This window comes from Aliiroseovarius sp. CAU 1755 (genome assembly GCF_054482655.1).
The window spans coordinates 807,478-832,580 of the sequence record NZ_JBTLRH010000001.1 but is presented as its reverse complement, the minus strand read 5'-3'; the positions used below and the strand labels follow the sequence as shown (position 1 = coordinate 832,580).

General features: G+C 59.6%; 23 protein-coding genes and 1 other RNA gene. 14 read left to right on the top strand and 10 right to left on the bottom strand.

Going from position 1 to position 25,103, the window contains the following annotated elements:
• Positions 1–65 precede the first annotated feature (65 nt).
• The 5 genes from ACXYMP_RS04085 to ACXYMP_RS04065 all read right to left on the bottom strand — a co-directional run bounded on the left by ACXYMP_RS04085 (position 66) and on the right by ACXYMP_RS04065 (position 5,743).
• Entirely contained in the window at positions 66–1,874 is a 1,809-nt protein-coding gene (locus ACXYMP_RS04085; protein ID WP_458904503.1) for a DNA polymerase III subunit gamma/tau, read from the bottom strand.
• 82 nt (positions 1,875–1,956) lie between these two features.
• Entirely contained in the window at positions 1,957–2,334 is a 378-nt protein-coding gene (locus ACXYMP_RS04080; RefSeq protein ID WP_248368829.1) for a YidH family protein, read from the bottom strand.
• A 74-nt stretch (positions 2,335–2,408) separates the two neighbouring features.
• Positions 2,409–3,437 (bottom strand): ribosome small subunit-dependent GTPase A, encoded by a 1,029-nt coding sequence (gene rsgA, locus ACXYMP_RS04075; protein ID WP_248368827.1) that lies wholly within the window; start codon positions 3,435–3,437, stop codon positions 2,409–2,411.
• A gap of 239 nt (positions 3,438–3,676) precedes the next feature.
• An RNA gene (gene ffs, locus ACXYMP_RS04070) (signal recognition particle sRNA small type) lies at positions 3,677–3,774 on the bottom strand.
• A gap of 37 nt (positions 3,775–3,811) precedes the next feature.
• Entirely contained in the window at positions 3,812–5,743 is a 1,932-nt protein-coding gene (locus ACXYMP_RS04065; protein WP_458904500.1) for a bifunctional 2',3'-cyclic-nucleotide 2'-phosphodiesterase/3'-nucleotidase, read from the bottom strand.
• A gap of 242 nt (positions 5,744–5,985) precedes the next feature.
• Between ACXYMP_RS04065 and nudC the strand changes: the two genes are divergently transcribed.
• Both nudC and ACXYMP_RS04055 read left to right on the top strand, forming a co-directional pair.
• The gene (nudC, locus tag ACXYMP_RS04060) at positions 5,986–6,951 is read left to right on the top strand and encodes an NAD(+) diphosphatase (RefSeq protein ID WP_458904498.1); all 966 of its coding nucleotides are present in this window, start codon (positions 5,986–5,988) and stop codon (positions 6,949–6,951) included.
• Positions 6,952–6,999: 48 nt separating this feature from the next.
• Entirely contained in the window at positions 7,000–7,473 is a 474-nt protein-coding gene (locus tag ACXYMP_RS04055; protein WP_298568460.1) for an SRPBCC family protein, read from the top strand.
• A 19-nt stretch (positions 7,474–7,492) separates the two neighbouring features.
• Here the strand turns inward: ACXYMP_RS04055 and ACXYMP_RS04050 are convergent, their stop codons facing one another.
• A complete protein-coding gene (locus ACXYMP_RS04050; RefSeq protein WP_298568462.1) occupies positions 7,493–8,326 on the bottom strand; it encodes a prephenate dehydratase in 834 nt (277 codons plus the stop codon).
• Between the two features lie 119 nt (positions 8,327–8,445).
• Between ACXYMP_RS04050 and ACXYMP_RS04045 the strand changes: the two genes are divergently transcribed.
• The 5 genes from ACXYMP_RS04045 (at position 8,446) to ACXYMP_RS04025 (ending at position 14,900) form a co-directional block, all read left to right on the top strand.
• The gene (locus ACXYMP_RS04045) at positions 8,446–8,976 is read left to right on the top strand and encodes a c-type cytochrome (RefSeq protein ID WP_298568465.1); all 531 of its coding nucleotides are present in this window, start codon (positions 8,446–8,448) and stop codon (positions 8,974–8,976) included.
• 180 nt (positions 8,977–9,156) lie between these two features.
• Positions 9,157–11,049, top strand: coding sequence for an extracellular solute-binding protein (locus tag ACXYMP_RS04040; RefSeq protein ID WP_458904495.1), 1,893 nt, complete (start codon positions 9,157–9,159; stop codon positions 11,047–11,049).
• Between the two features lie 49 nt (positions 11,050–11,098).
• Positions 11,099–12,184 carry a microcin C ABC transporter permease YejB gene (locus tag ACXYMP_RS04035; RefSeq protein ID WP_298568471.1) on the top strand — a complete coding sequence of 362 codons (1,086 nt, stop codon included), beginning with the start codon at positions 11,099–11,101 and terminating at the stop codon, positions 12,182–12,184.
• 2 nt (positions 12,185–12,186) lie between these two features.
• Complete coding sequence (locus tag ACXYMP_RS04030) at positions 12,187–13,296, top strand: ABC transporter permease (protein ID WP_458904492.1); 1,110 nt, start codon at positions 12,187–12,189, stop codon at positions 13,294–13,296.
• Positions 13,293–14,900 carry an ABC transporter ATP-binding protein gene (locus ACXYMP_RS04025; RefSeq protein ID WP_458904490.1) on the top strand — a complete coding sequence of 536 codons (1,608 nt, stop codon included), beginning with the start codon at positions 13,293–13,295 and terminating at the stop codon, positions 14,898–14,900. The genes ACXYMP_RS04030 and ACXYMP_RS04025 overlap by 4 nt, the downstream gene beginning before the upstream one ends.
• 16 nt (positions 14,901–14,916) lie before the next feature.
• Here the strand turns inward: ACXYMP_RS04025 and ACXYMP_RS04020 are convergent, their stop codons facing one another.
• Complete coding sequence (locus ACXYMP_RS04020) at positions 14,917–16,392, bottom strand: D-alanyl-D-alanine carboxypeptidase family protein (RefSeq protein ID WP_458905323.1); 1,476 nt, start codon at positions 16,390–16,392, stop codon at positions 14,917–14,919.
• 233 nt (positions 16,393–16,625) lie between these two features.
• Positions 16,626–17,330, bottom strand: coding sequence for an HAD family hydrolase (locus ACXYMP_RS04015; RefSeq protein ID WP_458904488.1), 705 nt, complete (start codon positions 17,328–17,330; stop codon positions 16,626–16,628).
• A 113-nt stretch (positions 17,331–17,443) separates the two neighbouring features.
• Between ACXYMP_RS04015 and clpS the strand changes: the two genes are divergently transcribed.
• The 3 genes from clpS to ACXYMP_RS04000 are packed head-to-tail and all read left to right on the top strand — an operon-like array spanning position 17,444 to position 19,665.
• Positions 17,444–17,791: an ATP-dependent Clp protease adapter ClpS gene (clpS, locus tag ACXYMP_RS04010; RefSeq protein ID WP_298568484.1), complete on the top strand. Its 348-nt coding sequence runs from the start codon at positions 17,444–17,446 to the stop codon at positions 17,789–17,791.
• 20 nt (positions 17,792–17,811) lie between these two features.
• The gene (locus ACXYMP_RS04005) at positions 17,812–18,801 is read left to right on the top strand and encodes a class I SAM-dependent methyltransferase (protein WP_458905321.1); all 990 of its coding nucleotides are present in this window, start codon (positions 17,812–17,814) and stop codon (positions 18,799–18,801) included.
• Between the two features lie 36 nt (positions 18,802–18,837).
• Positions 18,838–19,665, top strand: a complete 828-nt coding sequence (locus tag ACXYMP_RS04000) for an SDR family NAD(P)-dependent oxidoreductase (protein WP_298568487.1) — start codon at positions 18,838–18,840, stop codon at positions 19,663–19,665.
• A 9-nt stretch (positions 19,666–19,674) separates the two neighbouring features.
• On the opposite strand, the gene ACXYMP_RS03995 is transcribed toward ACXYMP_RS04000, so the two are convergent.
• The gene (locus ACXYMP_RS03995) at positions 19,675–20,085 is read right to left on the bottom strand and encodes a hypothetical protein (protein WP_298568490.1); all 411 of its coding nucleotides are present in this window, start codon (positions 20,083–20,085) and stop codon (positions 19,675–19,677) included.
• A 135-nt stretch (positions 20,086–20,220) separates the two neighbouring features.
• On the opposite strand from ACXYMP_RS03995, the gene hemF reads away from it, so the two are divergent.
• The 3 genes from hemF (at position 20,221) to ACXYMP_RS03980 (ending at position 22,895) form a co-directional block, all read left to right on the top strand.
• Positions 20,221–21,099 carry an oxygen-dependent coproporphyrinogen oxidase gene (hemF, locus tag ACXYMP_RS03990; protein ID WP_458905319.1) on the top strand — a complete coding sequence of 293 codons (879 nt, stop codon included), beginning with the start codon at positions 20,221–20,223 and terminating at the stop codon, positions 21,097–21,099.
• A 75-nt stretch (positions 21,100–21,174) separates the two neighbouring features.
• On the top strand, positions 21,175–21,627 hold the full coding sequence (locus ACXYMP_RS03985) for a MarR family winged helix-turn-helix transcriptional regulator (RefSeq protein WP_298568494.1): 453 nt from the start codon (positions 21,175–21,177) through the stop codon (positions 21,625–21,627).
• A 92-nt stretch (positions 21,628–21,719) separates the two neighbouring features.
• On the top strand, positions 21,720–22,895 hold the full coding sequence (locus tag ACXYMP_RS03980) for an acetyl-CoA C-acyltransferase family protein (RefSeq protein ID WP_458904485.1): 1,176 nt from the start codon (positions 21,720–21,722) through the stop codon (positions 22,893–22,895).
• Between the two features lie 43 nt (positions 22,896–22,938).
• On the opposite strand, the gene hemC is transcribed toward ACXYMP_RS03980, so the two are convergent.
• Positions 22,939–23,895 carry a hydroxymethylbilane synthase gene (gene hemC / locus ACXYMP_RS03975; RefSeq protein WP_298568501.1) on the bottom strand — a complete coding sequence of 319 codons (957 nt, stop codon included), beginning with the start codon at positions 23,893–23,895 and terminating at the stop codon, positions 22,939–22,941.
• A 117-nt stretch (positions 23,896–24,012) separates the two neighbouring features.
• Here hemC and hemE point away from each other — a divergent pair, with 117 nt between their 5' ends.
• Entirely contained in the window at positions 24,013–25,047 is a 1,035-nt protein-coding gene (gene hemE / locus ACXYMP_RS03970) for a uroporphyrinogen decarboxylase (RefSeq protein ID WP_458904482.1), read from the top strand.
• Positions 25,048–25,103: the final 56 nt, after the last annotated feature.

Sequence of the window (25,103 nt, the reverse complement as noted above, 5' to 3'; positions counted from 1 at the left end):
CTTGTGTGTTCAGTTCTAGATACGGTCGGGGCTATCGGCTTACAAGGCGCACCCGTGTGATTGCATCAACCTTCCTCAAAAGGATCCCATTCGTCTTCGACCTCGGGCAACGCCTCGGTCGCGGCCTCTTGGGCAAGATCTGCCTCAGTGCGAATTTCGGTGATGCGCGCGGTCGGGAAGGTCGCGATGACGGCCTGCACCAGCGGGTGTTCCACGGCTTTCTGCTCCAACGCGAGCTTTTCGCCATCCCGCGTCTCAGCGATCGTCGCCACGGCGCAGTCGTTCACCAACGTGACGCCCCAGCGCACGCCGGTCCAGCCTTGCAGCCGCTGTGCAAGCCGCGTCGCAAGGTCTGATGGTGCTTTGTCGGTGGGTGTGAATTCGATCCGACCCGGCGCATAGGCTGCCAAACGCACGCCGCTTTCGACCTCGACCAGCAGCTTCACATCGCGGTTTGCACGGATCAGTTCGATCACGTCTTCAAAGCGCGCAAAACGCGCCAAAGACATCTCGGGGGCGAGCGCCACGGCCCTGGCTGTCGCGCCACCGCCTCCGGATGTGCCACCCGATGACGAAACGCCCGACTGCTGACCCATCGACCCACCCGCTTGGGGCGCCGCACCGCCCGACGACCCGCCAGACGGCGCGGACGGTGAAGACGGGGGTGGAGATGAGGACGGCGGCGGGGCCGGTGCATTCTGCAAGGTGCGCACAAGGTCTTCCGGCGACGGCAGGTCAGCCACATGGGTCAGGCGAATGATCGCCATTTCAGCCGCCATCATGGCATTGGGTGCATTGGCGACTTCTTCTATGGATTTCAAAAGCATTTGCCACATCCGCGACAAAACCCGCATCGGCAAGGCCTCGGCCATCGCTTGTCCGCGTGTGCGTTCGTCAGGGGAAACGGTCGGATCTTCGGCGGCCTCGGGGGTGATCCTGATCACGCTGATCCAGTGGGTCACCTCGGCTAGATCACGCAAGACCGCCATGGGGTCGGCCCCATCGGCATATTGCGCGCCCAACTCACTTAGCGCGCCAGCGGCTTCGCCTTTGGCTATCAAGTCGATCAGGTCGAGCACCCGCCCCCGGTCGGCAAGCCCCAACATGGCGCGCACCTGAATGGCAGTCGTTTCGCCCGCGCCATGGCTGATCGCCTGATCCAGCAGCGATTGCGCATCACGGGCCGAGCCTTCGGCGGCGCGCGTGATCAGCGCCAGCGCATCATCGGCGATTGCAGCCCCTTCCGCATCGGCAATCCGGCGCAGCATGGCCAGCATGTCCTCAGGTTCGATCCGGCGCAGGTCAAACCGCTGGCAGCGGCTCAGAACCGTGACAGGCACCTTGCGAATCTCGGTGGTCGCAAAAATGAACTTCACATGCTCGGGAGGTTCTTCCAGCGTCTTCAGAAGCGCGTTGAACGCGTTCTTGGACAGCATGTGAACCTCGTCGATGATATAGATCTTGTAACGCGCCGAGGCCGCCCGATAGTGCACGCTGTCAATGATCTCGCGGATATCATCGACACCGGTGCGCGAGGCCGCGTCCATCTCCATCACATCCACGTGGCGACCTTCGGCAATTGCCACGCAGTGTTCGCAAGTGCCGCAGGGCTCGACGGTTGGTCCGCCCGTGCCGTCCGGTCCGATGCAGTTCATACCCTTGGCGATGATCCGCGCCGTCGTGGTTTTGCCCACGCCGCGAATGCCCGTCATTACAAAGGCCTGCGCGATCCGATCGGCTTCGAACGCGTTCTTGAGCGTGCGCACCATCGCCTCTTGCCCGATCAGATCGGCGAACGTTTCTGGGCGGTATTTGCGCGCCAGAACCTGATATGGCCGGGCTGCTTGCGCCGTGTCGGGAGTGGTGTCGCTCATCGTCAACCTTTGTCGAGATTCGTCCAGTCACAGAAGACTAAAGCGGGGCGAGGCAGGGGTCCACCAAAGATGCGGTCGCTGGTCACAACGCCCACAAGATCCCCCCGACCCCAACCGTTGCCACAGTCATCAAAGCGGCAAGACGGGTGAAAGACTGTGTCGGTAACGCTTCTGCATCGTTTTCAGATAGCCGCGACAGAGTTTTGCAAGCCTGCCGCCGTGCCGCCCAATAGATCACGATCGCTGCCAGCAAGAACAAAGTCGCGACCAGCTTGGCCGCCCAGGTTGGATCAAACGCCCCAAACACGGCCTTTAACCCGATCGCAACACCCACCGCGCCAAGGCCGGTTCCCATCCACGCTGAAAACGTGCGCTCGTTGGCCATGATCGTTCGATCCTCGGCCCACCGCGTTCGGATTTCAGCTTTTTCCTCATCATCTTTTGCATCGTGACTGGCCATGTTCCGACCCTATCCTGTCAGTTACCTCAGTGCGACCTGATTTGCGGACGCGCGCCAAATGATATCCCCTTGGACTAACGTCCTTTGCGCTTTCCTGCGCCCTTGGTAACGCTCTTCACCATTTTCGAGAACTTTCGCTGTCGCGCGCGGCTTTCGGCCACCGTCTCGGTGTTCTTTGCATCACCGGCGCGCAATTTGCGCCAGCGTGCCAAACGGTCCAGATCAAGCTCTCCCGCGTCGATGGCCGCGCGTACGGCACACCCTGGCTCGGTTTCATGCGCACAGTCGGAAAACCGACATTGGGTTTCCAGCTCGGCCAGATCGTCAAAAACGCTGTCGATCCCCTCGCGGGTGTCCAAAAGACGTAACGCACGCATGCCGGGCATATCAATGATCCAACCGCCCTGCAGCATGGGACGCATACTGCGCGAGGTTGTGATATGGCGGCCCTTCGCGTCGTCTTCGCGGACACCGCCGGTGTCGGCGTCGCCCCCAGTCAAGCCATTGGTTAGGGTTGTTTTGCCCACGCCGGACGACCCGATAAAGGCCGCCGTTTGCGGGGCTTTGCACCACGCCGCCACCGCTGCCGCACCGGATGGGTCGCGGGCGTTGACGGTCAGGATCGTCAGCATCGGGTCAAGGGTCTGTGCCTCGGCCTCGTATCGAAGGGGATCATCGCACAGGTCCGCTTTTGTCAGGACCAGAACAGGATAACATCCAGCCTCATGTGCCAGTGCCAAAAACCGTTCGATCCGGGCAATGTTGAAATCATCATTGCACGAGGTCACGATAAACAGCGTATCGACATTCGCCGCGATCAGCTGCGTATGTGCATCGGTCCCGGCGGCACGTCGTTGAAGCAGTGATTTTCGCTCCAAACATCGTTGTATGCGAAGCTCTGGGTCGGCCAAAACCCAATCGCCAACCGCCAATTCGCCAGCCACGATCTTGGGAGAGGTCAGGGTGACCTCGCCCGCCTCGCCCAGCGCATTCATGCGGCTGCGGTGAATGTCGGTGATCCGGTAAGGGGTCAAGTCGGCAGCGTCGTCGCGCTGCGCTTCGAAGAAAGGGGACCAACCAAGGTCCGTAAGTGTGTGTGTCATTGGTCTGCCTGTTTAAGCATGGCATTGCACCCCGCGCGCAAACGCGGCTTGGGGTGTGCGTGCTCAGGCAGAAAGGGGATAAACCCGCTTAGCAAATTCCTGCCCGAAGGGTGATGACGACATTCATATTGGCCCTCCGATCATCTATGGCCTGCAATTTGGCGGGCCTTTGGGTGGTGTCCCGTCCGGCAAAACTTTGTTTCGCCTGTCGGGGTTCCAAATTTTGCGAATTTGAAACTGGGTGAGAGGCTGAACACGACCCAAGCGGGGCTCGTTGTGGCTGCTTCCTTCCGGACCTGACCAGATTGGCGAGGTGCCTGCCCGCGCCAACCTCTCGACCCTCATATATGAGGCGAAAACCGTCGATGCAAGCCTCAGAGTTCCATCTCGTAATGTGCAAAACCTTTTGCGTCGCGCGCCGTCACGCAATCGATCGACAGCCAGGGGTATTTCTGGACGGCCGTCGCGGCGCGCGGCGAGGACTTGAACATGATGCTGGCCCCCGGCACATTCGCAAATCTCCAGATCGGTGCAGGGGACACCTCGATCACCTCGTTTCGTTCCACAAAAGCCTTCAGAACGTCGCGTATGGCAATCGGTGGCGTTGGCATGATCCGGTCGGCCGGCGCGACCGGAAAGCCACCACCGCCGCGCGCCCTGAAATCACTGGTCGCCAAAAGGAACTCGTCATCATCGTGCACGGCCTGAGCGTTATGACAAAGATCAATGATGCGACCAGCTGCCAGCCCAGACGCGGCCCCGGCGGGCGTGAACCGCGCGGGCTGTGACAGATCAACCTGATAGGTCAACCCGAACACCGCCTCGAGCAGATAGCCCGGTGTCGCATCTTCTTTCAGCGCGACTCGACGGTCGCCCGGAAGCACTTGGTTGTAGATGCTGACAGAGCGCTCCAGCCAATCTTTCAGATAGGCGCCGGTCGCGCGCACAAGGATCAACTCGTTCGGAAAGATATACAGATCTGATACCGACCGCAGCGTGATGTCGCCTGCTGGAACGTCGGAGTAATAATTCGCCCCCCCCAACCCGCCCGACTTGAACGGCGCGCTTGAGGCAAGAACGGGCAGCACCTCACCCGCCATATCTTGCTGAATCTGATGCGCGTAATCCGCCATCGCCACCTGCACAAGGCGCGTGGCATTGTCGGCCCCCACCAAGGCAAGATAGGTATCGAGATCTTCCAGACTGTGACCCACCCGCGTTCGCATGTGGCTGAGTGTCTTTTCATGTAAGCCATCCAGAAGGGTCGGCAAGTCTGGGGCAGATGCGGGTGTCGGTGGTGTGTGCGGTTTTCGCAGCGTTGACGGCGTCTTGACCACGCTGTTCGCCGGCGTTCGATCCGCCCCTGTCACGGCACGCAGATCGACCTTGGCCGAGCTTACCTGCCAGCGCCCATCCTGATGGGTCAGGTCAAGATCAACGATTCCAAGATGGGACCCCCAGAACCCCGGCATCACCGTGGGTATGCCGTTCAGTCGCCCCTCGGTCGAATTCGGGCCATGGGCCGCGTGATCACCAGCCGGAAACACCTGATGGGTGTGACCGCCCACAATCGCATCAATCCCATCCAGTCGTGACAACGGCACAAGGGCGTTTTCCATGTTGGGAACATGCGTGCTGCCGCCCAGCCCTGAATGGGCAAGCACGATGACGATGTCGGCACCGTTCTGACGCATCAGCGGAATATAGGCGCGTGCTGTTTCGACGATATCGCGTGTCTCGGGCAGGTTATCTTGCCCACTGCCTTGTCGCAGCGATCCCGGAGGCAGCAGACCAAGCACTCCGATCCCAAGATCGCGCACTGCCCCCCCTGTGTCTGTGACCTTGCGGTGCAGGATCGTGAACGGGGGCATAAGTGTTGTGTCTTGGGTCGGACACGCGGCGCGCCTGAGAACTGAATTTGCAGACAGAACTGGAAAACTTGCCTGTCCGATCGCCCCCAGCAGCACATCGACCCCACGGTCGAAATCATGGTTGCCCAGATTTGCCGCGTCATAGTCCAGATGGTTCATCGCAGCAATCATTGGATGGGTGGCAACATCGATGGCAGGCGCATCGTCCAACCCGGACCGCTCCAGCACAAGATCGCCCATCGCCGTCCCATGCAGAAAATCGCCATTATCCAGCAGGATCGAGTTGGGCACTTGCTGTCGGGCTGCGTGGATCAGACACGCGGTATTCGCCAATCCCCACTGGTCCACGCGATTGTCAGACAGGTAGTCGTAGGGGAGAATATGCATGTGCAGGTCTGTCGTCGCCATTACGCGCAACGTTGTGTGAGGGGGCACGGGCCTTGCGTCACGATTTCGAATGGATTTCAACGTCGACAAACCTTGTCTTCTGGAACAAATTCGGGGCCAACATGTTAGCCGCAACCTCACACTAGGCTTCTGACAACGGAAATGCCATCTGGGCGAGTGGGAAACAAACTGTTTTCTATCTTTGCGTGTTTTTTGAGGCGCAAAACTGGATGGTATTCGTCCGTGATCCTGCTAGCGTGCATCGGGCTTTGAACCGACGCGAGGGTCTGATGAAAATTGCCGAAGAGGTCACATTCGGGGCGGGTCTGCTGAACCGCTTGGCTGAAATCAGAGGCAACCAAGGCGCCATCGAAGATCGCATCAAGAAGGGTAGAATCCTTCCCCTCTGGCGCGGCAAACCGCTGCTCAGGCCCGATCTGGATGGCCGACAAAGCCTTGCGTTTCTGTCAGCCGACCATGCCGTTCTGCAAGACCGGTTGGACCGGTGCGTGTATCTTGGCGACACTGAAACCAGCCCCGTCTTTGCCGTAGACATCTCGGACCTGACACCAGAGGGCGAATTGCCCGACGCAGATGAGTTTCTTGACCTCAGTTTGCAACATCTAACTGGCACGCCTGAAGATCACAGCTTTGGCGAGCTGCGCGGTGTGATGGCGCAGCTCACTCAGCTTGAAGCCGAAATAGCGGCCACCGCACGAGGTATATTGGAGTGGCACCGCATTCACCGGTTCTGCGCCAATTGCGGCGAGATGAGCGATGTCATCATGAGCGGATGGCAGCGCCGCTGCAATAGCTGCGGTCGAATGCACTTTCCACGCACCGATCCTGTGGTGATCATGCTGATCACGCATGGCAATTCGGCTTTGATTGGGCGCAATGAAAACTGGCCGCCGCGCATGTATTCACTGCTTGCAGGCTTCATGGAGCCCGGCGAAACGATCGAAGCTGCCACCCGGCGTGAAGTGTTTGAAGAAACCGGTGTGCGTGTCGATCGGGTCGACTATCTGGCCTCGCAGCCCTGGCCCTATCCAGCGTCGTTGATGATCGGAACACGCGGGCTTGCGACCACGACCGATATCACTCTTGACCCCATCGAACTGGAAGGCGCCCTTTGGGTGTCGCGCGAAGACATGCTGGAGGTGTTTGCCGGCCGTCATCCGGACATTGCCGCAGCGCGAAAAGGTTCTATCGCGCATTTTCTTTTGACAAACTGGCTTGCGGACAGGCTGGATTAAGACCACATTCCTGCCCCAGAATATTGGGCAGACAGAGGGCCTTTCACAATGAAATTTGCGACACGCGAAGACATCGAAGCCACCATCGAACAGGCCTTTGAAGCGGTTTCGGACTTCGATGGGCTGGAGCGCGCGGCGCTGCGGCGGGGCGCCGAGGTAAGCCGAACCGATACGCTTAGCGTGCCGGGTGCCGGGATGCGTTGGCAGGCCAAGTTTCCCTATCGCAACCGTGACCGGATCGCGGATATGGAAATGATGACCTACGATGCGCCCAATGCGCTGGCAATGCTGTCCAAAGTGTCTGGTATGGAAGCGCTTGTCGAAATTGATTTCGTCGAATTGTCGCGCAACCGCACCCGGATGAATATGAGCATCGACATTCGTCCGAAAACAATACCAGCGCGCCTGTTGCTGCAATCCGCAAGACTGGCGCGGTCAAATCTGGCCCGGCGGTTCAAGCACCGTGTGGCGACCTATGCACGCACCATCGAAGGGCGCGTTCGTGCGCGGCAGGCTGGATAACACTGGCCGTGCTCAGTGCTCAGTCGCGCGCGGGATCGCGTGGATACACACCGATAATATCCAGTGACGATGTGAAATAGTCCAACTCCTCCATCGCCAATTGCACGTTGCGGTCGTCCGGATGACCTTCGATATCGGCGTAAAACCGCGTGGCGCTGAACGATCCATCCACCATGTAGCTTTCCAGCTTGGTCATGTTCACACCGTTGGTCGCAAAGCCCCCCATCGCCTTGAACAGGGCCGCGGGAATGTTGCGCACTTCGAAGACAAACGTGGTGATCATTCCGTGATCCCCACGGCGGGTGTGGTCTGGCTCAGGCCCCATGATCACAAAGCGCGTGGTGTTGTGGCCGTGATCTTCGACATCTTCGGCCAACACGTCCAGGCCATAGATCTTGGCAGCCAGCGCAGAGGCCAGCACACCTTCTTCCGCGGCTTTCGAGCGCGCCAGATTGGCCGCGGCGCCAGCACTGTCGGCGGCAGAGACGCCGCGAATACCATGAAGTTTAAGGAATTCCGACGATTGCGGCAGCAAGACCAGATGGGCGCGCACGGTTTTGATGTCTTCAATCCTGGCCCCGGGCAGGCCGAGCAGGGAAATGCGCACGCGCACGAATGCCTCATCCAGAATGTGCAGCCCGCTTTCCGGCAACAGGCGGTGGATATCCGCCACGCGGCCATATGTGGTGTTTTCGATCGGCAACATGGCTTGCGCCGCAATCCCCGAGCGCACGGCTTCGATCACCTCTTCAAAGGAATCGCAAGGCATGGGGTCCATGTCAGGGCGTGCGGCAAGACAGGCTTCGTGTGAATAGGCGCCGGGTTCCCCCTGAAAGGCGATGCGGTTGGTCATTTCGCGGGTCCTTCCTGCAGTTTAGCGGTAAACCTCAAGCTGTGGCGCCTCATATCGCTTGAAACATGGCAATGGAAGCGGCTAGAAGGCTTTTGACTTTGGATGAGACGGATCGCGACATGTTCGACACAATGACAATGACGAAAGCCGGGGCCGCTGTTCTTGGCACCCTCCTGTTCTTCTTGCTGGGCTCTTGGGCAGCAGACAGCCTGTATTCGACAGAAGCCGGGGGCCATGGCGACGAAGGTCACGCGACCTCTGGTTACGTGATCGCCACCGCTGACGACGGCGAAGCCGAGGTGGAGGAAGAAGAAGCTGTTCCCTTCGCAGACCTGCTGGCCGCAGCCGACCCCGCCAAAGGCGAAAAGGTCTGGGGCAAATGCCGCGCTTGCCACAAGCTGGAAGACGGTGCCAACGGCACCGGCCCGCACTTGTTTGGTGTTGTTGACCGCCCGATCGGCGGTGTTGACGGCTTCAACTATTCGGACGCTCTGGCAGGGCTTGACGGAAACTGGGGTCCGGAAGAGCTGAACGCATGGCTGGCCGATCCGAAAGGCTATGCGCCGGGCAACAAGATGACCTACGCGGGTCTGAAAAAAGAAGAAGACCGCGCCAACTTGATTGCGTATCTGCAAACCATTGGCGGATAGACGCACCTGAAATACCAAGACAGGGCCGGTTCGCACAGCGGATCGGCCTTTTCTTTTGCGATATCACGCCTGTCAGGGCGGGTTCATGGGGTGATCACCAATTCGCGCCTTGAATGTTATCAGGCCCCGCCTTTAGCTTGGTGGCGAGCGATTTCTGCTTTTCCATCGGAGGCCCACCATATGACGCCAACCCTGACGCGCGCCCTGCCCGACAATGATATCCAGACCCGTTCGGTTTTCTGGTGGATGGTGGTGACCACGCTGTTGTTGCTCATCCCTTTGACGGCAAGGGCAGAGGAAACGATCATATCGCATGCTTATTCCTATTTCGGCACGCCAAAATATGGCGCGGACTTCCCGCACCTGGACTACGTGAACCCAGACGCGCCGAAAGGCGGCGAGATTGTCATCGCGTCAGAAAGCGGCACGTTTGACAGCTTTAACCCCTATGCGCGCAAGGGTGTGGCCGGGGCGCTTGCCTCGATCAACATTGAACGTCTGCTCACCAGCACAGCCGACGAAATCGGCACCTCCTATGGGCTGTTGGCTGAAAGCCTTGAATACCCGGAAGATCAAAGCTGGGTCATCTTCACCCTGCGCCCCGAAGCACAGTTTGCCGATGGCAGCCCTGTCACCGCCGAAGATGTGGTTTTCACGCATAACCTGTTCATGGAGCAAGGTCTGATCAGTTTCCGCGAAGGCGTCAGCCGGATCATTGCCAATGTTGAAGCGTTGGACCCGGCACGGGTCAAGTTCACCTTCCAGCCTGATGGGTCGGTCCGCGATCGCATTTCGCAGGCGGGTTCTACGCCCGTTATGTCCAAAGCGTGGTTTGAAAAAACAGGCGCGCGGCTGGATGAAAGCCGACTGGAGCAGGCATTGGGCACCGGTCCCTATATGCTTGACAGTTACAAGATCAATCAGCGCATCGTTTATAAGCGCAACCCGGACTATTGGGGCCGCGATCTGCCGATCAACAAGGGTCGTTGGAATTTCGACACCATCCGCATCGAATATTTTGCCGACAGCAATTCCGCGTTCGAGGGCTTTACTTCGGGCAGCTACACCTTTCGGGTCGAAAACAGTTCGAAGGAATGGGCCACGTCCTACGACTTCCCAGAGGTCAGAAGCGGTCAGGTGATCAAAGCGGAACTGCACGATGGCTCTCAGGCCTCGGGGCAAGGCTTCGTGTTCAACATGCGCCGCCCCAAGTTCCAGGATATCCGCGTCCGCGACGCCATCGGCTTGATGTTCAATTTCACATGGTCAAACGAAGCACTGTTCTATGGCATTTACGAACGGGTCAACAGCTTTGCCGAAAACTCATATCTTGAAGCCACTGGCACCCCGTCGCCCGAGGAACTGGCACTGCTTGAGCCACTCGCTGACAAACTGCCCGAAGGTGCCTTGGGCGAAGCGATCATGGCTCCGACCTCTGGCGCGCGACAGTTTGATCGCAAAAATGCCCGTCAGGCCTCGGCGCTTCTGGACGATGCCGGGTGGATCGTCGGCGACGATGGTATCCGCCGCAACGCAAAGGGCGACACGCTGAGGGTCGAGTTCTTGACCTTTTCACCAACCTTTGACCGGGTGATCAATCCCTATGTGGAAAACTTGCGCAACATAGGCGTGGATGCGATTTTGAACCGGGTCGATACCTCGCAATTTGTCGATCGGCGCTACGCGTTTGACTATGACATCATCACGGACCAACTGGCGTTTGGGTATGAACCGGGCAGCAATCTGGCACAATCATTTGGATCGAAAGAGGCCGCGGTGTCCGTGTTCAACTCGCCCGGTGTTGCCGACCCCGCGGTGGACGAGCTGATCGACATGATCCGAAATGCCCAATCCAAGGAAGACCTCGTGATCGCCGCCAGAGCACTGGATCGGGTCATGCGGGCACTGAAGATCATGGTTCCGCAATGGTATAAAGACAAACATACCGTCGCATATTATGACCAGTTCGAACATCCCGACCCGCTTCCGCCCTACGATCTGGGCTATCTGGACTTCTGGTGGTTTAACGCCGACAAAGCTGCAAAACTGAAAGCGGACGGCGTGCTGCGCTGAACCGCGCCGCACCACCGGCAACAGGCAACAAAACGAGAGCGAGACCCATATGGGCGCCTATATTCTGCGCAGGCTACTTCTGATCATTCCGACGTTATTTGGGATCATGGTGATCAACTTTGCCCTGACCCAGTTCGTGCCGGGTGGACCGATTGAGCAGATCATCGCCCAGATGGAGGGCGAAGGCGACGTTTTCGAAAGCATTGCGGGTGGGGGTGGCGATGCCGGCATCGGCGGCGGTGGTGGCGATGAACGATATCTGGGCGCACGCGGGTTGCCGCCGGAGTTCATCGCCGAGCTGGAAAAGGAATTTGGCTTCGACAAACCTCCGGTCGAACGGTTCTTTTCGATGATCTGGAACTATATGCGTCTTGATTTCGGGGAAAGCTATTTCCGGTCCATCGGCGTCTTTGAACTGGTGGCCGAAAAGCTGCCCGTGTCGATCACGCTGGGTCTGTGGTCGACGGTCATCGCCTATCTGGTGTCGATCCCGTTGGGTGTGCGCAAGGCTGTGCGGGACGGGTCGAAATTCGACACCTGGACCTCGGGCATCATCATCGTGGCCTACGCGATCCCCGGCTTTCTATTCGCAATCTTGTTGCTGGTCGTCTTTGCAGGCGGGTCCTATCTGCAATGGTTCCCCTTGCGCGGGCTGACCTCGGACAATTGGGACCAGCTGTCGCTTTGGGGTAAGATCGTGGACTATTTCTGGCACATCACCTTGCCGGTCCTTGCCTCGACCATCGCCAGTTTCGCCACGCTGACCCTGCTGACTAAAAACAGCTTTCTGGACGAGATCAAGAAGCAATACGTTGTGACCGCCCGCGCCAAGGGTCTGGCCGAACACCGGGTGCTTTATGGCCACGTCTTTCGCAACGCGATGCTGATCGTGATCGCGGGCTTCCCTGCGGTTTTTCTGGGCGTCTTCTTTGGCGGGTCGGTGATCATCGAAACGCTGTTTTCGCTGGATGGTTTGGGACGGCTCGGCTTCGAAGCGGCACTGGCCCGCGACTATCCTGTCATCTTCGGCACGCTGTTCGTGTTTGGCCTGATTGGCCTGTTGGTCGGGATTCTGTCGGACCTGATGTATGTGTTCGTCGATCCCCGCATCGACTTCGAGGGGCGCGAGGTCTGATCATGGCACTGTCCCCCCTGAACCAACGCCGCTGGCGAAATTTCCGCCGCAACGGGCGCGCCTTCTGGTCGCTGATCTTGTTTTGCGTCCTGTTCGGGCTGTCGCTGATCGCCGAGTTTATCGCCAACGACAAACCGATCCTGGTGAAATACGACGGCAGCTATTACGCCCCCGTTTTCAACTTCTATCCAGAAACGACCTTTGGCGGCGACTTCAAAACCGAAGCCGTCTATCGCGACATCGAGGTGAAATGCCTGATCACCACCGGCGGCGCCGAGGCCTGCTGGGACACACCCAACGAGGCGATTGCCGAGGCAACCGCCACCGGCACAGTCGGCGGCGAGGCCGTGACGACGGGTTGGCTGTTGTGGCCACCGGTGCCCTACAGCTTCAACACCATCAATGACATTGACGGGGCCGCCCCTTCGCCGCCAGATGCAAAACACCTGCTGGGTACGGATGACACGGCGCGCGATGTGCTTGCGCGAGTGATCTACGGGTTCCGCCTTTCGGTCTTCTTTACCATCATCGTGACGGTTCTGACGTCGGTCATCGGTGTCGCCGCTGGCGCCATCCAAGGCTATTTCGGTGGCTGGGTGGATCTGGTGTTCCAACGCATTCTGGAAATCTGGAGCTCCACCCCTTCGCTTTACGTGATCATCATCCTGTTTGCGATTCTGGGTCGAAGTTTCTGGCTTCTGGTCTTCGTGACGGTGCTGTTCGGCTGGCCCGCGCTTGTCGGCGTTGTGCGGGCGGAATTCCTGCGCGCCCGCAATTTCGAGTATGTCCGCGCCGCGCGCGCCCTTGGCGTGTCGAACCGGATCATCATGTTCCGCCATGTGTTGCCCAACGCCATGGTCGCGACCCTGACAATGCTGCCCTTCATCATCACCGGGACAATCTCGACCCTAGCAACGCTAGATTTTCTGGGCTTTGGCCTTCCGTCCTCATCGCCTTCGCTGGGCGAACTGACCCGCCAGGCCAAAGCGAATTTGCAAGCGCCATGGCTGGCCTTCACCGCCTTCATGACCTTCTCGATCCTGCTGTCACTGCTCGTCTTTATCTTTGAAGGCGTGCGCGATGCGTTCGACCCGCGAAAGACCTTCCAATGAGCGTTCTTCACGTGAAAGACCTGCATGTCAGCTTTCGGCAGGATGGACAGCTACACCCGGCGGTGCGTGGGGTCAGCTTCAAGCTTGCCAAGGGCGAAACCGTGGCGATTGTGGGGGAAAGCGGGTCCGGCAAATCCGTCACTGCGCTGTCCACTGTGTCGCTTTTGCCCGACAGCGCCCATGTCGAAGGGTCAATCACCTATGGCGGCCGCGAGATGATCGGCGCATCGCCCTCCGAATTGCGCGATGTGCGCGGCAACGATATCAGCTTCATCTTTCAAGAGCCGATGACATCACTGAACCCGTTGCACACGATCGAAAAGCAGCTGGCCGAGTCGATTGAGCTGCACCAAGGCCTGACCGGTGACGCCGTGCGCGTGCGCATCCTTGAGCTTTTGAACAAAGTCGGCATCCGCGACGCGGAAACGCGACTGGCGCATTATCCGCACCAATTGTCGGGCGGGCAGCGGCAACGCGTGATGATCGCTATGGCGCTGGCCAATGGTCCCGAACTTCTGATCGCAGATGAACCCACCACGGCACTGGACGTGACCATTCAGGCGCAAATCCTTGACCTGTTGGCCGAGCTTAAGGAAAGCGAGGGGATGAGCCTTCTGTTCATCACCCATGACCTTGGCATTGTGCGCAAAATCGCGGATCGGGTTTGCGTGATGAAAGATGGCGTGATCGTCGAAGAAGGCCCCACCGCCGCGCTTTTCGCGAACCCGAAACACGACTACACCCGCACACTGATCAATGCCGAGGCACAGGGCCGCCCCGACCCTGTCCCCGAAAACGCGCCCGAGATTGCGACAACGAAAGACCTGCGCATCTGGTTCCCCATCCAACGCGGCCTGCTGCGCCGAACGGTGGGGCATGTGAAGGCGGTGAACGCGGCCAGCTTCTCGGTTCGGGCCGGCGAAACCGTCGGGATCGTTGGTGAAAGCGGGTCGGGCAAGACAACGCTGGCACTGGCCGTGATGCGGTTGATCAGCTCGGACGGGCCTGTGGTTTTTCTGGGTGAGGACATACAGGGGCGCAAATCACGTCAATTGCAGCCGCTCAGGCGTGACATGCAAATCGTGTTTCAAGACCCCTATGGGTCGCTGTCACCCCGCATGACCGCCGAGGAAATTATTGCCGAGGGCTTGTCGGTTCACGGGTTGGACCCCGGTCGTGACCGGGGTGAGATGGTCTGGGAGATCATGGAAGAAGTCGGGCTGGACCCTGCCACGATGCACCGCTATCCGCACGAGTTTTCCGGCGGGCAGCGCCAGCGTATCGCGATTGCACGGGCGATGATCCTTAGACCCAAGCTTGTTGTGCTGGATGAACCGACCTCGGCGCTGGATATGACGGTGCAGGTGCAGATCGTCGACTTGCTGCGCAGCCTGCAAAGAAAGCACAAGCTGGCGTATCTGTTCATCTCGCACGACTTGCGGGTGGTGCGTGCGCTGTCCCATCAGGTGCTGGTCATGCGCGCGGGTGATGTGGTGGAACGTGGGCCAGCGGACCAGATCTTCGATGCCCCGCAAACAGATTACACCCGCGCCCTGATGGCAGCGGCGTTCGATCTGGAAGTTGCCAAAGGCGCCTCCGACTAACCACATCTTTGGGGGGTCAGGACGGTCCCAGCACGTTGCAACGCGCGTTGCGCGCGCTCAGCCGGCGGCATGCCAGATCGGCTTGGGTCTGCGTCATACCGACAAAGTTTGCATGCCATCCATCCGACCGGCGGACAACTTTACGAAGCGCGTCATCCAACGTGTCGATTTCTTTCAGCGCCGTCTTGAGAAGCGTCCGTTCTGCTTGATAGCGCGACCCTAGCACTCCGACATTGATTGCCCAGTGACGACCACCAGATGTTGACATGCGGCTGACCACTTCGGGTTCGGCCAGTGCAGCGGCGGGCTTGGGTTCAAGCGCCGTCAGGATGATGGCTTCCGGGCGCGGCCGGGGGGGTGCGACAGTCGTCGGAGCCTCTGGCGTCGCTGGTCGCGCTTGCACCGGGGCAGCTGTCGTAATTTGGGCAGTTGGCACCAAAGCGGCAACAAGTTCGGCGCGGGGGGCTGGCGTCACGGCCGGGGGCGCCGTTTCGACAACGGCGGCAACTTCGACCGGGGCCGGTTGGGTGATGGCCGTTGCGACAGCATCCTTGATGCCTTCGGTCAAGGCCGCAAGCTGGGCTTGGGCGACGGGGTCTTGCGTGATCGGGCGCGGCGTTGGGCGCGGGCTACGCTTCACAGCCGTCACAAGGCGAATTGTCTTACCGGCTGCACCGGGTTCGAACACTTCAGCGGAGTAGACAGGCAGCGCAGGTTTGCGCACCGAGGCACGGCTGGGCGCACGGCGGAACCCCAGATCCATCAATTCGGCGACCTTGGCATTGCGCGACGCTGTGGACTGACCGCCGAAAACGGTCGTGATAATCCGTTCTGATCCACGTTCAGCCGAGGCCACAAGGTTAAAACCTGCCGCGCGGGTGTAACCCGTCTTGATGCCATCCGCGCCCTTATAGGCACTTAGAAACCGGCGGTTCGTGTTGGACACAGGGCGCATACCTGCATCGGTCGTTATGCGCGAAAACAGGTTGTAATATTCCGGGTGGTCGAAAAACAGGTGGCGCCCCAGCGTCGTCATGTCGCGCGCGGTGGACAAATGCCCGCTTTCCGTCAACCCGTGGGCGTTCTTGAAATGTGTGCGCGTCATGCCCAGCGCCTTTGCGGTGCGGTTCATTCGGCGGGCAAACGCGGCCTCGGAGCCTGCAATCGCAATGCCGATCGCGGTGGCTGCATCATTGGCTGATTTGACGCCGGCGGCGCGGATCAGATAGCGAAACTTGATCTTCTGGCCTGCGCGCAGACCCAATTTGGACGGTGGTTCGGACGCGGCTTTTTGGGTGATCGTAACGACTGTGTCGGGTGTAATCTCACCGCGTTTGATGGCCTCGAACGCGATGTAGAGTGTCATCATTTTGGTCAAAGATGCGGGATGCAATCGCGTATCGGCGTTGCGCGCATGCAGCACCTCGCCGGTGCGCGCATCAATCACCATCGCCGCATAGGGCGCAGCCTGCGCACGCGATGGCGCAAGCATGACCAAACAGCCAATAATAGCCAGGAACAGCCCTAAACGGACCCACTGCCACGGACGTGTCTGCACGTCGTCCACCTTTTCTGCCTCAATCGCCTAGGTCTTATGCCCGGCTGATTTGTTTTTTTCAGCGTAACACGAAGATCGCGTTTGAGAAAACAGCTTATTTTCAAAGGCCTAAATCGTGGCGGTCAGGCAACGGGCAGAACATGTAGTGGTCTGACTGGAGCAAACACCTATATCTGGGGCAAATCCGCCAAGCAGTTGGGCAGCTGCGACAAATCACCCAATGTGCGAAATTTCAGGTGATCAACAGGTGGCACCGCGTGTTCGTAGCTCCACGTCAGGGTGTGCGGCACGTGAATGGCCCACGCGCCTGCCTCAAGTGCCGGGAGCACATCTGACCTCAACGAGTTTCCGACCATCAGCCCCTGCGCAACCCCGCCAAAGCGCGCCAAAGCGCTTAGATAAACGGCAGGGGTCTTGTCTGAAACGATCTCGATCCCATCGAAGAAATCCCCCAGCCCGGACTGTGCAAGCTTCCGCTCCTGATCCAGCAAGTCGCCCTTGGTGATCAGCAATATTTTGTGCGACCGGGCAAGCTCCGAGATCACGCGCTTGGCGTGGGGCAGAAGTTCGATCGGATGGGACAGCATCTCTTGTCCAGCATCGACCAAAGCTCGAATGACGTGACCGGGCACCTTCCCGTCGGTCACATCCAAGGCCGTTTCGATCATCGATAGGGTGAAGCCTTTGATGCCAAAGCCGTAATGGCCCAGGTTGCGCCGCTCGGCCGCCAACAACCGCTCGGACAGGTGATCGGGGTCGGCAAAATCAGCCAGCAGGGCGGTGAAACGTGCTTGGGTCAGTTGAAAGAACTGTTCGTTTTGCCACAGCGTATCGTCCGCATCGAAACCAATTGTTGTTACTTTTGCGCCCATTTTGTATGTGCCTTTCAAGAGAACACCCGCCCTGCCCTCTTTTCATTGGCGACAGTGACCATATATTCTGAGACCCAAGCAGACTCTTTTGCAACCTGTGGAGTGATGTCGACATGACGACACTGCCTTTCATCCTGTCACAAGACGACGGCGCCGACGACGGTGACGGTGAGGTGGGCGTAGCGGTTGCCACAAAGCCCAAAACCAAACGACCGCCCATGTATAAAGTGCTGATCCTCAACGATGACTTTACACCCATGGAATTCGTCGTGATGGTGCTGGAGCGGTTCTTCGGCATGAACCACGCACAAGCATTTGAATTGATGCTGACGGTTCACAAGAAGGGGTTGGCCGTCGCGGGCGTTTTTTCCTACGAGATTGCTGAGACCAAGGTGACACAAGTTATGCATTTGGCACGTGAACATCAGCACCCGCTTCAATGCACGATGGAAAAGGAATGACCGCAGCCGCGGTGCCCACCATGTTTCACACAAGATTGTCCCTAGCCCTGCGCGACGGCGCGCTATCGTTGCCTGCTGCCGGGCGTATCCTTGTTATAGGCCCAACAGCAGGCCACGACCTGTCGGATCTGCCCAAGGACCGGGTGACGATCTACAGTCGGTTCTTTCCTGACCATGCGGCTTGGGTGGCGCGCGGGCTCGATGTGGTCACAGCCTTGCCTGAGGGCGGGTTTGCGGCCGCTGTGGTGTGTGTGCCCCGCGCCAAGAAGCTTGCGCAGGCTTGGGTTTACGCCGCGGCGCGCGCGACGGGTGGCGGTCTGATCGTGCTGGATGGTCAAAAAACTGATGGGATCGACAGCCTTGTTAAGGCCCTGAAAAACCGCGCTGATGGGCTTGCCAGCTTGTCCAAAGCACATGGCAAGCTGGTCTGGTTGACCAACGCAGAGGTGGCCGACTGGGCCCCGGCGGACACGCAGCTTGAGGGGGGGTTCATCACCCGTCCGGGTGTTTTTTCAGCCGATGGGGTGGACAAGGGCTCTGCGGTGTTGGCCGCGGCGCTCCCCACCGAGATCAAAGGGCGCGTGGCCGATCTTGGCGCTGGTTGGGGCTATCTGTCACGACATATCCTGATGCGAGAGGGCGTCACAACGCTGGACCTGATCGAGGCGGATCTTGCCGCGCTCGATTGCGCCAAGCTCAATATAACCGATCAACGTGCCAACTTCATTTGGGGGGATGCGACACGTTTTTCACCTGATGCGCCCTATGATGTCGTCATTTCCAATCCGCCCTTTCACACCGGACGCGCGGGCGATCCTGATCTGGGTCGGGCCTTTATCCGGTCGGCGGCGCGGATGCTGAAAGGCTCGGGTCGGCTCATCATGGTTGCGAACCGCCATTTGCCCTATGAAGACACGTTGGCCGAACTGTTTCGAGAGGTCGAAGACCTCGGTGGCAGCCCCGGTTTCAAGTGCCTCAGCGGCACAAAGCCCCGTCGCGCCGACCGATAGGATCAGCTAGGCTCGTCAGGGAATCAGGAGGCTCACATGTCTTTTTCAATTTCTGGTAAAACCGCCATCGTGACCGGCGCGGCAAATGGTATTGGCCTGTCGATTGCACGCCACTTCGCCGATCGCGGCGCAAATGTTATTTGTGCAGACATAGATGAAAAGCGGCTTGTCGATGAATGGGGCCCGAACCCCGATGATGGCGTGGACGAACCATCAAACACCCGCATTTTTGCGGGCGACCTGCGCCAGAAGCTGACAATCGCCAACTTGCTCTCTGCCACCATCGATTCGTTTGAACGTGTCGATATTCTGGTCAACGCCTCGCGTCAGGTGCTGTTGGCGGACCCGCTGGACGTGGACAACGGCGCCGTTCAGACGCTTCTGGATCAGAACCTGATGACCAGCCTGCGGTTGAGCCAGCTGGTCGCCCGGCGCATGATTCAGCAGGGCGAGGGTCTTGACGAAGAAGAACAGACCTCGCCGCTTGGAGCCATCGTCAATTTGTCATCTGTCGCTGCAACGCGGACCCAACCCGGATTGATGGCCTATTCGATCGCATCAGCGGCACTGGATCAGATGACCCGGTCCCTCGCGGTTGCCCTTGCCAGTCACCGCATCCGGGTGAACGCGGTCGCATTCGGATCGGTGATGAGCGCAAGCCTGCGTGACGCAATCCGCGAAACGGGCGACACCCGCGCGGACATCATCGAAGGCACACCGCTGGGCCGCATTGCATCAGCCAACGAACTGGCCGAGGCAGTGCAGTTCCTTGCCTCCGAAGGATCCGGTTTCATGACCGGGCATATCCTGACGGTGGACGGTGGACGCAGCCTTTTGGATGTCGTGGGCAATCCCTGCCACTGAAGACCGATGTCAGCTGCAATCCGCACGTTTGGCAACCAATGCGTCGCGGTCTTTTTCCAGCGCAACCTTGTCGGCATGCATTGCCCGGTATTGGGCGTGGGTCGGCAAGGTTGATTGTATTTCGGGCGACGGAAGGCAAATGCGCGCCAACGGGCCGATGCCTTTGCAAACCTTCAGCGGGTTCGAAAACGCCACAGGCGACCCAACGGTGCGATAACCGCGTGCCAATTTAGCATCCATCGCCGCAATCTGGTCATCCAACGCCGAGATCTGAGCACTGTATTGCACCCGACATGTTGTTGCCGATTGCTGGGTGGGGCTTTGCGCAGATTGCGAATTGGGTGTTTTCATTCCTGTCGTTGTGGTTTCGCAGCCGGCAAGCAACACAACGACGAGGGCACTGGTTAACAAGCGTCCCATGGGGCACTCCTTTTGCTGGGTAACACGCCGATACTAGCCAGTTCCTCGATGTCGGGCAAACACCCCTTGGCGCAGCCGGTCGAAACCTGCTAGCCCTTGCCCAACGACAAAAGGAGCGCGCACGTGACCGACCAGATGCAAGACCAAAAAGCCCTCGCCAGCCAGTGGTTCCGCGAGTTGCGTGACCAGATCGTTTCCGCGTTCGAAGCGCTTGAAGACACGCAAGTGACCGGCCCGACCGCGGCGCTTGACGCTGGCCGCTTTGACGTTAAGCAAACCAAGCGGGCCTCCGATGACGGGACCGACGCCGGCGGCGGGCTGATGAGCGTGATGCGCGGCGGGCGGGTCTTTGAGAAGGTGGGGGTCAACATCTCAACCGTCTATGGAACCTTGGGCAAACAGGCGCAGCAAGCCATGGCCGCGCGTGGTGTGGCCGGGATCGAAGGCGACCCGCGGTTCTGGGCCTCGGGCATCAGCCTTGTCGCGCATATGCAAAACCCACACGCCCCCGCGGTCCACATGAACACACGCATGTTTTGGACCCCGAACGCCTGGTGGTTCGGCGGCGGCGCGGACCTGAACCCCTGCATCGAATACGATAAAGACACGGCCCATTTCCACGCGCAGCTTCAAAGCGCCTGCGAGCCCCATGACATCAGCTATTACGACAAGTTCAAAGCCTGGGCGGATGAATACTTTTTCGTGCCACACCGCGGGCGCGCGCGCGGCGTTGGCGGGATCTTCTTTGATGACCTCAACACCGGCGATTGGGCGAAGGATTTTGCGTTCACCAAGGACGTGGGCTTGGCCTTCTTGCCCGCATTCCTGCCGGTGACCGAAGCGCGCCGCAACACGCCGTGGACCGAAGACGACAAGGACAAGCAACTGATCCATCGTGGTCTTTATGCCGAATACAACCTTGTCTATGACCGGGGCACCAAGTTCGGGCTGACCACGGGACATGATGCCGATGCGGTATTGATGAGCCTGCCGCCACTTGCAAAGTGGGTCTAGGTCAGGTGCAAAGCGTGGCTTGCCTTGCCACGCATATCAAGGCAGCTTGTTGTATGTGAAATGAAAGGTGCGCCAGTGTCTGCATTCAAGCTTGACGACTTTTTGCCCTATCAACTGACTGTTCTGTCCAGCCGGGTCAGTGCGGGGTTCTCGAAGCATTATCGGAACGCCTATGGCATCTCGGTATCCGAGTGGCGCGTTGTTGCCCATCTCAGCCAAGCGGACAGCGTCAGCGTGCGCGAAATCCACGCCCGTGTGGATATGGACAAACCCAAGGTCAGCCGCGCGGCGTCACGGCTAGAAGCTGCGGGGTATGTCACCAAGACAATCAACCCGCAGGACAGGCGTCTTGTTGAACTCAGCCTGACCCCCAAAGGGCGCGACATGATTGCGGCTCTTACCCCGATCGCACGCGACTACGAGGCCCAGTTATCGGCGGTCCTTGGCGAAGCCGACCAAGCTTTCCGCGATCGTGTGGCAGCGCTTAGTGCCGCGCTCGAGGATGAAACAGACTTGGATCGCGACTAAGCGCGCGCCAATTGGGATCTGACGGTGCGTCACGGGCGACAGCCCGCAACGCCCATGCCATCCTAAACTCAAACGGTTTAAAGGAGCTTACCATGTCCGACATTGTAATTCTTGGCGGCGCACGCACCGCAATTGGCACCTTTGGCGGCAGCCTTGCCGCGACTCCGCCCAGCGCGCTGGGTGCCGCTGTCACGCTTGAGGCGATGGCCCGCGCGGGCGTCGAGCCGGGCCAGATCGGCCACGTAGCCTTTGGCCACGTCATCAACACCGAACCGCGCGATATGTATCTTTCGCGCGTCGCCATGATCGAGGCTGGCATCCCCGACTCCACGCCCGCAATGAACGTGAACCGCCTGTGCGGGTCCGGGCTTCAGGCGGTGGTGTCTGTCGCACAATCGCTGATGCTGGGGGACGCGGACTTTGGCGTCGCAGGTGGCGCCGAAAGCATGAGCCGCGCGCCCTATATCTTGCCGCAAGCCCGTTGGGGTCAGAAGATGGGCGACACCGGCGCACAGGACATGATGCTGGGCGCGCTGAACTGCCCGTTTGGCACCGGGCATATGGGTGTGACCGCCGAAAACGTCGCGGCCGAGCATGATGTCAGCCGCGCAGATCAGGATGCCTTTGCGCTGGAAAGCCAGAAACGTGCCGCCGCCGCCATCGAAGCCGGCCATTTCGACAGCCAGATCGTCCCGATCGAGGTCAAACAGCGCCGCGAAACGGTGGAATTTACCCGCGATGAGCATCCGAAGCCCACGACAGCCGAGGCTTTGGCCGGTTTACGCACCGTGTTCCAGAAGGATGGGAGCGTCACGGCGGGCAATGCCTCGGGCATCAATGACGGCGCGGCCGCCTTGGTGTTGGCCCGTGCAGATGCCGGCGAAAAGGCAGGCCTGAAGCCCATGGCCCGCATCATCGGCTATGGCCATGCAGGCGTGCGGCCCGAGGTCATGGGCATCGGCCCTGTGCCTGCGGTCGAAAACCTTCTGGCGAAAACCGGGCTGAGTGTCGCGGATTTCGATGTGATCGAATCAAACGAGGCGTTCGCCGCGCAGGCCATCGCCGTGAACAAAGGTTTGGGGCTGGACCCGGCCAAGGTGAACCCGAACGGCGGCGCAATTGCGTTGGGACACCCCGTCGGGGCAACCGGCGCGATCATCACGATCAAGGCACTGTATGAGCTGGAGCGTATTGGTGGGTCGAAAGCGCTGATCACCATGTGCATCGGCGGCGGTCAGGGCATCGCGCTGGCCATCGAACGCATCTGATCAGAAGGTCAATCTTGCCCGGCGTAAGCGCCGGGCAAAGACGTTACTTCCAGTCGAAGAAATCGTCGCCAACCCGCGACAAAAGCTCTTCGGCCAGCTTGATGCCAAGCGCGGGTCCGTCTGATACAGGCCCCGACATCTGATCCGATTCAGCCTCTGACCCGTCGGTGCGCAGGATTTCCCCGCGCAGGGTCAACGTGTCGCCATCCAGAGTGGCAAGGGCGGCAATCGGGGTCTCGCAAGACCCGTCCAATGCGCCCAGAAACGCGCGTTCAGCCGCCAGCCTCTGGCCGGTTTCCGCGTCGTGGATGGCATCCAGCATCTCTTTGGCGCGCATGTCGTCGGCACGGCGCTCGATCCCAATGGCGCCTTGGGCGACTGCATTCAGCATCTCGTTAGTCGGAATGGCGGTTTTCGGCACGCCATCCATGCCCAAACGGTTCAAGCCAGCCATCGCAAGGAAGGTCGCCTCGGCCACCCCATCTTCCAGTTTCTTCAGGCGGGTCTGGACGTTGCCGCGAAACTCGACAACCTCAAGATCGGGGCGACGGTTCAGAAGCTGGGCTTTGCGGCGCAAGGACGAGGTGCCGACAACGGCACCCTTGGGAAGATCACTGATCGAGCGGTAATTGATCGACACGAACGCATCGCGCGTGTCTTCACGCGGCAGGTTGCAGTCCAGCACCAAACCCTCGGGCTGTTCGGTCGGCATGTCCTTCATCGAGTGCACGGCGATGTCGATGCGGCCATCCAGCATCGCCTCTTCAATCTCCTTGGTGAACAGGCCTTTGTTGCCAATCTCTTTCAACGGGCGGTCCGCGTCGATCAGCGCACGATCATCGCCGGTGGTGTGGATGACCACCACCTCAAACGCGGCTTCCGGCAGGTCAAAGGCGGCCATCAGGCGGCGGCGGGTTTCATAGGCCTGCGCCAGCGCCAGCGGGCTGCCACGGGTGCCGATTTTCAGCGGGGCGTCGGGGGTCGGATATGCATGTGTCATGCACTCCATTTACGCCGGAAGATCGGGGCTGTCCATGCCTGCGGCACCCCGCACGCTTGACATCCTGTCGCGTGTGAGGGACGACGGCTCAAACGCAGTCAGGAAAGGCCCGCCATCATGTCCCAGCAAAAAACCATTCTGCGCGCACTGGCGGGCGAAACACTTCCCACGCCACCGATCTGGATGATGCGTCAGGCGGGGCGGTATCTGCCCGAATATCGCGCCACCCGGGCGCAAGCAGGCGATTTCCTCAAGCTGTGCTATAACCCCGAACTGGCCGCCGAGGTCACGCTGCAACCCATTCGCCGTTACGGATTTGATGCCGCGATCCTGTTTGCCGACATCCTTTTGGTGCCACAGGCGCTTGGCGCAGATCTGTGGTTCGTCACCGGCGAAGGCCCGCGCCTGTCCACGATCACCAGCCAAGCCGATTTCGACAAGCTGTTGGGCAAGGATGACATCCACAAGACGCTAAACCCGATCTACGAAACGGTCCGCATTCTGCGCAGCGAGTTGCCCGACGAGACCACCCTGATCGGTTTTGCCGGGATGCCGTGGACGGTCGCGACCTATATGATCGCAGGCCAGGGCACCAAGGACCAAGGTCCGGCGCATGCCTTGAAAGCTGAGAATCCTGCGGTGTTCGACGCGCTGATGGACCGATTGACCGAGGCGACCATCGAATACCTGTCGATGCAGATCGACGCCGGTGCCGAGGTGGTCAAGCTGTTTGACAGCTGGGCTGGGTCGCTGAACAGCGCCGATTTCCAGAAATACGCGGTCGAGCCCGCCCGCCTGATCACGCAAGCCCTGAAAAAGCGTCACCCCGGCATTCCCGTCATCGGCTTCCCGCGCGAAGCGGGCGACGGCTATATCGGCTTTGCCAAGGCGACCGGTGTGGATTGTGTGGCGATCGACAACTCGGTCAGCCCGGACTGGGCCGCCAAGCATGTGCAGGTCGATGGCTGTGTGCAGGGCAACCTTGCCTCAAGCCACATGGTCACGGGCGGTCAGGCGCTGGTTGACGAGACCCGGAAAGTCGTCGAGGCGTTTAGAAACGGCCCCCATATTTTCAACCTTGGCCATGGGATCACACCCGATGCAGACCCGGAAAACGTGCAGTTGATGATCGACACGGTGCGGGGCGGCTGATCAGCCGTTCGCCGCAAGACCTCTCTGCTTGCTTTTTGACACGCGGCCATATCTTG

What these genes read in the sequence shown, in the direction of transcription:
- ACXYMP_RS04025 (WP_458904490.1), top strand. Translation starts at nt 13,293, where the DNA reads ATGAGCGTTCTTCACGTGAAAGACCTGCATGTCAGCTTTCGGCAGGAT.
- ACXYMP_RS04000 (WP_298568487.1), top strand. Translation starts at nt 18,838, where the DNA reads ATGTCTTTTTCAATTTCTGGTAAAACCGCCATCGTGACCGGCGCGGCA.
- ACXYMP_RS04050 (WP_298568462.1), bottom strand. Translation starts at nt 8,326, where the DNA reads ATGACCAACCGCATCGCCTTTCAGGGGGAACCCGGCGCCTATTCACAC.
- ACXYMP_RS03980 (WP_458904485.1), top strand. Translation starts at nt 21,720, where the DNA reads ATGTCCGACATTGTAATTCTTGGCGGCGCACGCACCGCAATTGGCACC.
- ACXYMP_RS04080 (WP_248368829.1), bottom strand. Translation starts at nt 2,334, where the DNA reads ATGGCCAGTCACGATGCAAAAGATGATGAGGAAAAAGCTGAAATCCGA.
- hemC (WP_298568501.1), bottom strand. Translation starts at nt 23,895, where the DNA reads ATGACACATGCATATCCGACCCCCGACGCCCCGCTGAAAATCGGCACC.
- ACXYMP_RS03995 (WP_298568490.1), bottom strand. Translation starts at nt 20,085, where the DNA reads ATGGGACGCTTGTTAACCAGTGCCCTCGTCGTTGTGTTGCTTGCCGGC.
- ACXYMP_RS04085 (WP_458904503.1), bottom strand. Translation starts at nt 1,874, where the DNA reads ATGAGCGACACCACTCCCGACACGGCGCAAGCAGCCCGGCCATATCAG.
- hemE (WP_458904482.1), top strand. Translation starts at nt 24,013, where the DNA reads ATGTCCCAGCAAAAAACCATTCTGCGCGCACTGGCGGGCGAAACACTT.
- ACXYMP_RS04035 (WP_298568471.1), top strand. Translation starts at nt 11,099, where the DNA reads ATGGGCGCCTATATTCTGCGCAGGCTACTTCTGATCATTCCGACGTTA.
- nudC (WP_458904498.1), top strand. Translation starts at nt 5,986, where the DNA reads ATGAAAATTGCCGAAGAGGTCACATTCGGGGCGGGTCTGCTGAACCGC.
- ACXYMP_RS04030 (WP_458904492.1), top strand. Translation starts at nt 12,187, where the DNA reads ATGGCACTGTCCCCCCTGAACCAACGCCGCTGGCGAAATTTCCGCCGC.
- clpS (WP_298568484.1), top strand. Translation starts at nt 17,444, where the DNA reads ATGACGACACTGCCTTTCATCCTGTCACAAGACGACGGCGCCGACGAC.
- ACXYMP_RS04005 (WP_458905321.1), top strand. Translation starts at nt 17,812, where the DNA reads ATGTTTCACACAAGATTGTCCCTAGCCCTGCGCGACGGCGCGCTATCG.
- ACXYMP_RS04045 (WP_298568465.1), top strand. Translation starts at nt 8,446, where the DNA reads ATGTTCGACACAATGACAATGACGAAAGCCGGGGCCGCTGTTCTTGGC.
- ACXYMP_RS04015 (WP_458904488.1), bottom strand. Translation starts at nt 17,330, where the DNA reads ATGGGCGCAAAAGTAACAACAATTGGTTTCGATGCGGACGATACGCTG.
- rsgA (WP_248368827.1), bottom strand. Translation starts at nt 3,437, where the DNA reads ATGACACACACACTTACGGACCTTGGTTGGTCCCCTTTCTTCGAAGCG.
- ACXYMP_RS04055 (WP_298568460.1), top strand. Translation starts at nt 7,000, where the DNA reads ATGAAATTTGCGACACGCGAAGACATCGAAGCCACCATCGAACAGGCC.
- ACXYMP_RS04040 (WP_458904495.1), top strand. Translation starts at nt 9,157, where the DNA reads ATGACGCCAACCCTGACGCGCGCCCTGCCCGACAATGATATCCAGACC.
- ACXYMP_RS04020 (WP_458905323.1), bottom strand. Translation starts at nt 16,392, where the DNA reads ATGCTTGCGCCATCGCGTGCGCAGGCTGCGCCCTATGCGGCGATGGTG.
- hemF (WP_458905319.1), top strand. Translation starts at nt 20,221, where the DNA reads ATGCAAGACCAAAAAGCCCTCGCCAGCCAGTGGTTCCGCGAGTTGCGT.